Raw genomic sequence first — 8,752 nt, forward strand, 5'->3', positions numbered from 1 at the left:
ACATGCCATCGTGAAGCAGTTGTGTCTTACCAGAGAAAAAAGAGTTTAATAAGTCTTATCGGGAATCAATCCCTTTTGAAAGGGAAATTATATCCTTGAGTGGTTTTTAATGGCTGTAATGAGAAAAAAAGCGTTGTTAAAACAGGATTTTTTTTTGTTTAGATACAGTTTAAACATAAAAAAATCCCAAAGCTGTCTTTGGGATTTTTGTTCTTTTAGTTTGTTTTATCGATAAGTTGAATGGGTAAAAAACGGAGTTTGAGGATGGCTTAAAATCCTGTCCACAAGAAACCTTTGTCGGCATGAGGTTTTTGATTATTTATACATTTCAGGCGTTATTTGATATTCAGTTACAAAAACCCCATTTTTATCCATATAATAGTAGTTTAAGGTCACTTTATTGTCTCTGAACATCTTCATGCCGGGATTGGTTTTTACATTTTCCAGAAGACCTGTAAAAACATATTTTTTTACAGTATCCATATTTACTTCAGCTTTTGTTATTTCGTCTAAAATGTAAGTATACTGTATGGTTTTATTTGGCAATGCCATCGTGTTTTTTAATGTAGTAAACTGGTCAATTTTCATTGGACAAGTTTTGTTCATTTCATTGGCAACTTCTGCAAGTTCTTTATCTATCGAAGGTTTAAATAAAGTCTGAGTTGTAAAAAATACTACTATAAATCCAACGGCAAAACCTAAAGATGCTTTTAGATTAAACTTCTTTTTAACTTTAGTATCCTTCTTTTGTTCAATTGTGTTCAATTCATCATTGATTTCAATAATCGGTAATTTATGCCCGCAGACTGAACAGTATTTAGAAGTTACGTTATTTTCTGTTTCGCAATTTGAGCATTGGTTTTTCATTGATTTATGTTTATCGTTTCATGTTTTCTTTTTTTTGCAAACTTTTTGCAAACATCAAATATCAGAATCCTAAATTAATTCAGTTTCTGTTGCTTTGCTCTATAGATCAAATAAAAGCCAACAAGGATGAAAGGAATACTCAGCCATTGTCCGGTCGAAAAGACGCCCAGAGCGCTCTCAAAACCGCCCTGACTCTCTTTTAAAAACTCCACAATGAAACGAACCATCCAAAGTAATACAAGAAACACTCCGAAAATATAACCTAGTTTCTCTCTGGCATCGGTTTTCCAATACATATAGAACAATATAGCAAAAACAAAAACATACCCAAAGGCTTCATATAATTGCGTTGGATGTTTTGCTACAACATGGTCCAATAATTCGGCAAACTGAGGGTTGGTTTCAATGGCTTTGTAAGCATCGTTTGCGTTTTGCATACCGGTGCTTTGCATGGCCTCCCTCGGAGTGTATTGGTCTCTGATGAAACGGATGCCTAGAGCTGAATCTGTTTGGTTTCCAACGATTTCCGAATTGAAGAAATTTCCTAAACGGACGAAAATACCACCGCTTGTAACTGGAATAACAACTCGGTCTAAAATCCAGAGAATTGGTTTTTTAATGATTTTTTTACTGTAGAAATACATCGTCAGAATGATTGCAATCGCAGCTCCGTGGCTCGCCAATCCTGCAAAACCTGTAAATTCAAATTGTGGCTGGAATCGGAAAGGAAGTAAAATTTCTTCCGGATGGTTCTTAAAATAGTCCCAGTCATAAAAGAAAACGTGTCCTAAACGTGCTCCGATCAATGTAGCAAATACGGTGTAAATGAATAAAGAATCCAGTTTTTCAAGTGGCAGGCCTTCTCTTTCATAAATATGTTTCATGATGTACCAACCCAGTCCAAAGGCAATGATGAACATTAAACTGTAATAACGGATCATGAAAAAACCTAAATCAATTCCTTCAGAAGGATTCCAGATCATGTGTAAAGCGTGTGTCATATTGAGCGTATATTCTTTAAAGTCGGTAAATTTAATAAATGATAGATAGTGAGGAGCTAAAAATAGATTAATTTAATCAGAAATTTTCACGGAACAGGGTCATAGCCGCTGCCTCCCCAGGGATTACAACTGCTTATGCGTTTTATGGCTAACCATCCGCCTTTTAAAAGTCCGTGTTTTTTAAGGGCTTCAACCGTATATTGTGAGCAGGTTGGGGTATAGCGGCACACACCCGGCGTGTAGGGTGAAATCGCCACCTGGTAAAAACGTACCAGCAACAGAAAAGGTAAAATGATTATTTTTTTAAACATTGCTCTTAATAAAAATGATGAAGTAATATGCTTCATCATTTAGTGTTTTTCTTATATCAATCAGGAATTATAAACTGAAAGTCGTTCCTTCTTTTCCGTCTTTTAACTGAATGCCTAGTTCCAATAACTTGTCGCGGATTTCATCAGATAATCCCCAGTTTTTATTGGCTCTGGCTTCATTTCGCATACCAATCAACATGTTGATGACACCTTCCAGTTTATCGTTGTTAGCAGCAATTTCCTTTTCATTCTGAAGTCCCAAAACATCAAAAACAAAAGCATGAAAGGCTTTTTTGAATGTTTCCAGATCCGATGCATTGAGGCTTTCTTTTCCTTCTTTCATCGAGTTGATATAACGAACTGCTTCAAACAATTGCGCAATCAGGATTGGGCTGTTGAAATCGTCGTTCATGGCATCATAACATGTATTTTTCCATGCGGCAATATCCAAAGTTGATGTTGTACCGGCCTGAATATCTTTTAAATTATCTACAGCTTCCATTAATCGGTTGAACCCTTTTTCGGAAGCCAGGATAGCATCGTCTGAAAAATCCAAAATGCTTCGGTAGTGCGCCTGTAAAATAAAGAAACGAGCTACGGCAGGCGAGAAGGCTTTGCTTAAAACGGTATTATTTCCGGTAAACAACTCTCTTGGAAGTATATTGTTTCCGGTGGATTTAGCCATTTTCTTTCCGTTAAGGGTAAGCATATTGGCGTGCATCCAGTAATTTACAGGGGTGTGTCCTGAACAAGCTTCGTTTTGTGCAATTTCACATTCGTGATGCGGGAATTTTAAATCCATTCCGCCTCCATGAATATCAAATTGTTGGCCCAGATACTTGGTGCTCATTGCGGTACATTCTAAATGCCATCCCGGAAAACCGTCGCCCCACGGTGAAGGCCAGCGCATAATGTGTTCTGGTTCGGCATTCTTCCATAAAGCGAAATCCTGAGGGTTCTTTTTGTCTGATTGTCCGTCCAGATCTCGGGTGTTGGCAATCATATCTTCAATATTACGTCCGCTTAAAATTCCGTAATTATGAGATTCATTGTATTTTATTACATCGAAATATACAGAACCGTTAGCTTCATAAGCATAACCGTTATCTATGATTTGTTTGATGACTTCAATCTGTTCGATGATGTGACCGGTTGCCGTTGGTTCAATGCTCGGTGTAAGATTGTTGAACATTTCTAAAATCTGATGGAAATCTACGGTATATTGCTGTACCACTTCCATCGGTTCGATTTGTTCCAAACGGGCCTTTTTTGCGATTTTGTCTTCGCCTTCATCTTCATCGTCCACAATGTGGCCTACATCGGTAATATTGCGGACATAACGTACTTTAAACCCTAAATGTTTAAGATAACGGTATACCAAATCAAAAGAAATGAAAGTTCTACAATTCCCAAGATGCACGTTGCTGTATACGGTTGGCCCGCAGACATACATTCCTACCTGCCCCTCATGGATCGGTTTGAAAACATCTTTTTCGCCAGAAAGTGAATTGTAAATCTTTAATGTTTGATTTTGGTATAAGTGCATATAAATCTATTGATTAAATAGTATTTGATGATTAAAACGTTGTGTCTAATTTAATGTAATCCAAAAATTCACGGCGTGTTTTTTCTTCTTTGAATTTTCCTCCGAACTCTGCCGTCACAGTGCTGCTTTCGATATCGCGGATACCACGTGAGTTAACACAAAGGTGTTTTGCATCAATTACGCAGGCAACGTCTTCCGTTTTTAAGACTTTCTGCAGTTCCTGAACAATCTGCATGGTCAAACGCTCCTGAACCTGTGGTCTTTTGGCAAAATAATCCACCAGTCGGTTCATTTTGGATAAACCTACTACGGTCCCGCTGGAAATGTAAGCTACATGTGCGCGTCCCACAATTGGTAAAAGGTGGTGTTCGCAGGTGGAATAAATAGTGATGTTTTTTTCCACCAGCATTTCTCCATACTTGTAATGGTTTTCGAAGGTAGAAGAATTTGGTTTTTTGTTAGGATGAAGCCCGCCGAAAATTTCTTTCACGAACATTTTAGCTACACGATTAGGAGTACCTTTTAAACTGTCGTCGGTAAGGTCCATGCCTAATGTAACCAATATACTTTCAACGTCCTTTTTTATAAGGGCTATTTTTTCTTCATCTGTTTTATCGAAAGCATCAGAACGTAATGGATTTTGTGCGCTAGTGCCAACATGGTTTTCTCCTAATGGATCGTTCAAGTCGTCGTTGTGAATCATTATGGATGTATTGTGTTAAAAAGTTACCACGCAAAGATAATTAATTAATATGAAATGCCTGTTATCGACGAAATGTTTAATGCTGCGTATGAAATAGATTACTTTTCTGCATTTGTTTTTTAACAAAAATACCGATTTTTGTGTTATTGTTGTTTTTTGTCAGCTTCGGTGTTTGTTGGTTAAATTGTCGATTTTATTTGTATTTAATAGAGTTTTTGGTAATACTTTTTTTTAAATCATAAAATTTTAGAAATTTGTTATTTAACATGAAATTAATAGTATTTAATTCATAAATGCTATTTATAACGTGTTTTTAAAATTCCAAAACACCATAATTTATAATCCAAATCATTTGCTATGGAAAAATTATTTGTCGTAATTCTGCTTTTTTTCGCGTTAACAATTTCAGCACAATCTGATAGTGACAAAAATCAAAGACGTAAGTATTCTGATGAACAGATAGAATTATTCATCCGTGAAGTTTTTCAGGACAAAGCTGATGAACTTGTGCTTAAATCTTCTAGCGGAAGATTGGAAATGATAACCGATTTTCTACAAAACAGGGTAAGTATTGTTTTTCTTCCTGAGTACAGAGCTAAAAAATTTAAGTCTGTATTTGATTTTCCTCTTTCCAATAAATACAACCCGAAACTTGAAAGAGACTTTAAAGTTACAGTTTCAACTTTTAATCCTCTAAAGTATGATCTCCCTATGTTTCCTAAAAACAAAGAATTATACAGGATAGGGGCAACCGATTATCTTTTAGTAATTACCCCAGTCACTACCATAAATCAATAGCGTATGAAAAAAACTACTACTTCTTTTGATTCTGATTCCCTTATGTTTCCTAAAGACAAAGACTTGTGTAGTATAGGAAACTGATTACCCTTTAATAATTTCCCCATTTATTAATAAAAATTAATCGAGTATGAAAAAAATACTACTTCTTTTAATTATGATTTCCTCATCGGTTTTTTCTCAGAATTACAATATGCAAAACGGGACATTTTCAACATGTTCCGGGACATTTTATGATTCAGGTGGAAATGGAGGAAATTATTCGGCTAATGAAAATTACCAGATGACCTTTTGTCCATCAACTCCAGGGACTTATGTTCAGTTGCAATTCACTTCATGGAATGTGGAAGGCGAGCCTTGGGATTTTATGACAATATATGAAGGAACCGGAACCACAGGTGCTGTTATCGGTACTTATGGAGATACATCGCCAATTTGCGGTGGAATGACAATTGCATCAAGTCATCCGTCCGGATGTATTACTATTAAATTTGAATCTGATTCCGGAGTCCAAAATGGAGGATGGGCAGCAACTATTTCGTGTAAAGCGACACCGGGAGGACTGACAGCAGGCCCTGCAAATTCAGTTTGCTCTGGGGCAGATCCTTTTTGTGCTGATGCGGGACCTTTGCAGTTTCCAAATGTAAGCGGTGCCTGTGTTCCCAATGCGCCTGCTGTAGTTACCGACAATACCTGTTTGTTGACGGCTCCAAGACCTGCATGGTATTATTTAGAAATTGATAAGGCTGGTCCGTTGAATTTACAAATATCACAAACGACCGGTCCAAACGGTACGGGTTCAGGTCTGGATGTAGATTTTGCGATATGGGGGCCATTTTCAAATCAGGCGGCAGCCTGTTCAGATTTTACACAAGGTGATTGCACGGGTGACCATGCCTGCAGCGGTAATGTTATAGATTGTAGTTATAGTCTTTCGGCAACGGAAACTGCGGTAATACCAAATGCGCAGATTGGTGAGGTGTATATGGTTATGATAACCAATTTCGATGGAGCTGCGGGATATATTACCATGACACAGACAAACCCGGGTCCAACTGCCGGTTCTACGGATTGTTCGATCGTTTGTCCGGTAGCAACAGGAACTAATCCAACTTGTGGAGGCTCCAATGGTTCAATAACAATAGATGGCTTGAACCCGAATACTTCTTATGTGGTTAATTATTCAGATGATGGTACACCGATTTCTGTTACCCTCACAAGTAATGCTGCGGGCCAAATTATCATATCTGGCCTGAATGCAGGAAACTATACTAATATCATTACTAATTTCCCCGGATGTGCAGCCGCATTTTCAAATGTTGTTTTATCAGCTGGTGGTTCCTCTGCATCTTTAACCAGTGTTACTTCTACATCACCAATTTGTTCCGGAAGTAATGCTGTCTTTAATTTGATCGGCACCGCTAATACAGCGGTAACTTACAACATTAACGGTGGAGCTTCTCAAACGACTACTTTAAATGGCTCTGGTTTATCAACCATTACTATTCCAGCGGTTACTGCGAATACTACTTTTAATGCTACGTCAATTGGATCTGTTGCTGGTGCTTCGGTAACGGGTAATTGCTTGTCGGCATCAGGCGGGAACAATGCTGCTAATGCATCAGGGGCGATTTCGGCAGTGGGAAGCGGAGCCTCAGCGACGAACTGTGCTTCTGTTGACGGAACCAATTCGGTTTTAACAATTACACTTCAACATACTGTTCCGGTAGGGACTTCTATTACGATTAGTATTGCAAGGGATAACAATCAAGGTGATGTTACTATCTCTGATGGTACAGCAAGTACTACTTTTAGTGCTGGTCCAAATGATGTTTTGCGACACATAACTTTTGTGACAGGGACTCCAACAAATACAATTATCATTACCAGAACGAATGGTACTGTTTGGGTTGATGGAGTTCAGTATACAGCAACACCTTTGTTGTGTACAGCAGCAGTTGCTGTTTCAAATACAGTAGTTGTAAACCCACAACCAAATGTAGGCACTGACGGAGCCACAACAGTTTGTGATTCCAGCACTGCTTCGATTGACTTATTCGGTTTAATCACCGGAGAGCAAACGGGAGGAACCTGGATCAGGTTAACAGGAACAGGTGGGACATTCGATACAGTAGCAGGAACCTTTGTGCCAGCAGCAGGCGCAACAAGCAGTACATTTCAATATAGTTTAACATCAGTCGCTCCATGTATTAACAATGTGAGTATTGCGACAATTACTATCCTCCCACAAAAAATTGCTGGAACCGACGGATCTACAACGATTTGTGAATCAAATGCAACTCCAATCGATTTGTTTGGTTTGATCACCGGAGAGCAGGCAGGCGGAACCTGGACAAGATTGACAGGAACAGGAGGAACATTCAACGCGGCAGCGGGAACCTTTGTATCGGCAACGGGAGCAACAAGCAGTACGTTCCAATACAGTTTAATAGGAACACCCCCATGTGCTAATGACGCGAGTATTGCAACTATTACTATTCAGCCTCAGGCAAATGCTGGTTTGGATGGTATATACAATTTATGTTCTTCAACGCATAATGCCATACATTTGGATGATGTTATTACAGGACAGCAATCAGGAGGGGTTTGGGCACAAACATCAGGTTTGGGTGGTACTTTTAATCCGATGTCTGCAATATTTACACCTTCCGTTGGTACTGTGTCAGCTACATTTACTTATACGGTACCAGGGGTTTTTCCTTGTCCTGACGATGTTAGTATTGCAACTGTCACCATTATCGATGAGCCAAATGCCGGAATCGATGGAGCTACAATCATTTGCGATTCCAATACATCATCGATTGATTTGTTTAGTTTGATTACCGGAGAGCAAGCTGGCGGAACCTGGATAAGATTAACAGGGACAGGCGGAACATTCAATGCCACAGCAGGTACATTCGTAGCGGCACCAGGCGCAACAACCAGTACGTTCCAATACAATTTAGCATCAGTAGGTCCATGCGTTGCAGATGTGAGTGTGGCGACAATTACTATCCTCCCACAAAAAATTGCAGGAACAGACGGCTCTACAACGATTTGTGATTCCAGCACGGCATCGATTGACTTATTCGGCTTAATCACCGGAGAGCAGGCAGGCGGAACCTGGACCAGATTAACAGGAACAGGCGGAACATTCAACGCGTTGGCAGGAACTTATGTACCGGCACCAGGTTCAACGAGCAGTACTTTCCAATACTTTATGATAGGAACTGCTCCGTGTGTTAACGATGTGAGTGTTGCTGCAATTATCATCAATGCACAGCCAAATGCAGGAACCGACGGCGCTACAACGGTTTGTGATTCCAATACATCATCGATTAACTTATTTAGTTTAATCACCGGAGAGCAGGCAGGCGGTACCTGGACCAGATTAACGGGAACAGGCGGAACGTTCAATGCTGCAGCAGGTACATTCGTAGCGGCACCAGGCGCAACAACCAGTATATTCCAATACAGTTTAACAGCAATCGCCCCATGTATTGACGATGTGAGTGTGGCGACAATT

The 8,752-nt window shown here is 39.3% G+C and carries 6 protein-coding genes and 1 pseudogene; 2 read left to right on the plus strand and 5 right to left on the minus strand.

The features are described from left to right. Positions 1–315 precede the first annotated feature (315 nt). The 5 genes from FEDK69T_RS11855 to folE form a co-directional block, all read right to left on the minus strand. Positions 316–867: a zinc ribbon domain-containing protein gene (locus tag FEDK69T_RS11855; RefSeq protein WP_023574405.1), complete on the minus strand. Its 552-nt coding sequence runs from the start codon at positions 865–867 to the stop codon at positions 316–318. 74 nt (positions 868–941) lie between these two features. Further along, complete coding sequence (gene lgt, locus FEDK69T_RS11860; protein ID WP_023574406.1) at positions 942–1,868, minus strand: prolipoprotein diacylglyceryl transferase; 927 nt, start codon at positions 1,866–1,868, stop codon at positions 942–944. 86 nt (positions 1,869–1,954) lie between these two features. Continuing rightward, positions 1,955–2,179: a membrane protein insertion efficiency factor YidD gene (yidD, locus tag FEDK69T_RS11865; RefSeq protein WP_035629714.1), complete on the minus strand. Its 225-nt coding sequence runs from the start codon at positions 2,177–2,179 to the stop codon at positions 1,955–1,957. A gap of 67 nt (positions 2,180–2,246) precedes the next feature. Continuing rightward, positions 2,247–3,725 (minus strand): cysteine--tRNA ligase, encoded by a 1,479-nt coding sequence (cysS, locus tag FEDK69T_RS11870; RefSeq protein WP_023574408.1) that lies wholly within the window; start codon positions 3,723–3,725, stop codon positions 2,247–2,249. A 31-nt stretch (positions 3,726–3,756) separates the two neighbouring features. Continuing rightward, positions 3,757–4,428 (minus strand): GTP cyclohydrolase I FolE, encoded by a 672-nt coding sequence (gene folE / locus FEDK69T_RS11875; RefSeq protein WP_023574409.1) that lies wholly within the window; start codon positions 4,426–4,428, stop codon positions 3,757–3,759. A 357-nt stretch (positions 4,429–4,785) separates the two neighbouring features. Between folE and FEDK69T_RS15530 the strand changes: the two genes are divergently transcribed. Both FEDK69T_RS15530 and FEDK69T_RS11885 read left to right on the plus strand, forming a co-directional pair. After that, positions 4,786–5,226, plus strand: a complete 441-nt coding sequence (locus FEDK69T_RS15530) for a hypothetical protein (RefSeq protein ID WP_023574410.1) — start codon at positions 4,786–4,788, stop codon at positions 5,224–5,226. Positions 5,227–5,356: 130 nt separating this feature from the next. After that, positions 5,357–8,752 (plus strand): annotated as a pseudogene (locus FEDK69T_RS11885) (hypothetical protein); the annotation flags it as partial.

Origin of the sequence: Flavobacterium enshiense DK69 (assembly GCF_000498495.1) — a bacterium.
Classification (GTDB): Bacteria; Bacteroidota; Bacteroidia; order Flavobacteriales; family Flavobacteriaceae; genus Flavobacterium; species Flavobacterium enshiense.

What these genes read in the sequence shown, in the direction of transcription:
- yidD (WP_035629714.1), bottom strand. Translation starts at nt 2,179, where the DNA reads ATGTTTAAAAAAATAATCATTTTACCTTTTCTGTTGCTGGTACGTTTT.
- folE (WP_023574409.1), bottom strand. Translation starts at nt 4,428, where the DNA reads ATGATTCACAACGACGACTTGAACGATCCATTAGGAGAAAACCATGTT.
- cysS (WP_023574408.1), bottom strand. Translation starts at nt 3,725, where the DNA reads ATGCACTTATACCAAAATCAAACATTAAAGATTTACAATTCACTTTCT.
- FEDK69T_RS11855 (WP_023574405.1), bottom strand. Translation starts at nt 867, where the DNA reads ATGAAAAACCAATGCTCAAATTGCGAAACAGAAAATAACGTAACTTCT.
- lgt (WP_023574406.1), bottom strand. Translation starts at nt 1,868, where the DNA reads ATGACACACGCTTTACACATGATCTGGAATCCTTCTGAAGGAATTGAT.
- FEDK69T_RS15530 (WP_023574410.1), top strand. Translation starts at nt 4,786, where the DNA reads ATGGAAAAATTATTTGTCGTAATTCTGCTTTTTTTCGCGTTAACAATT.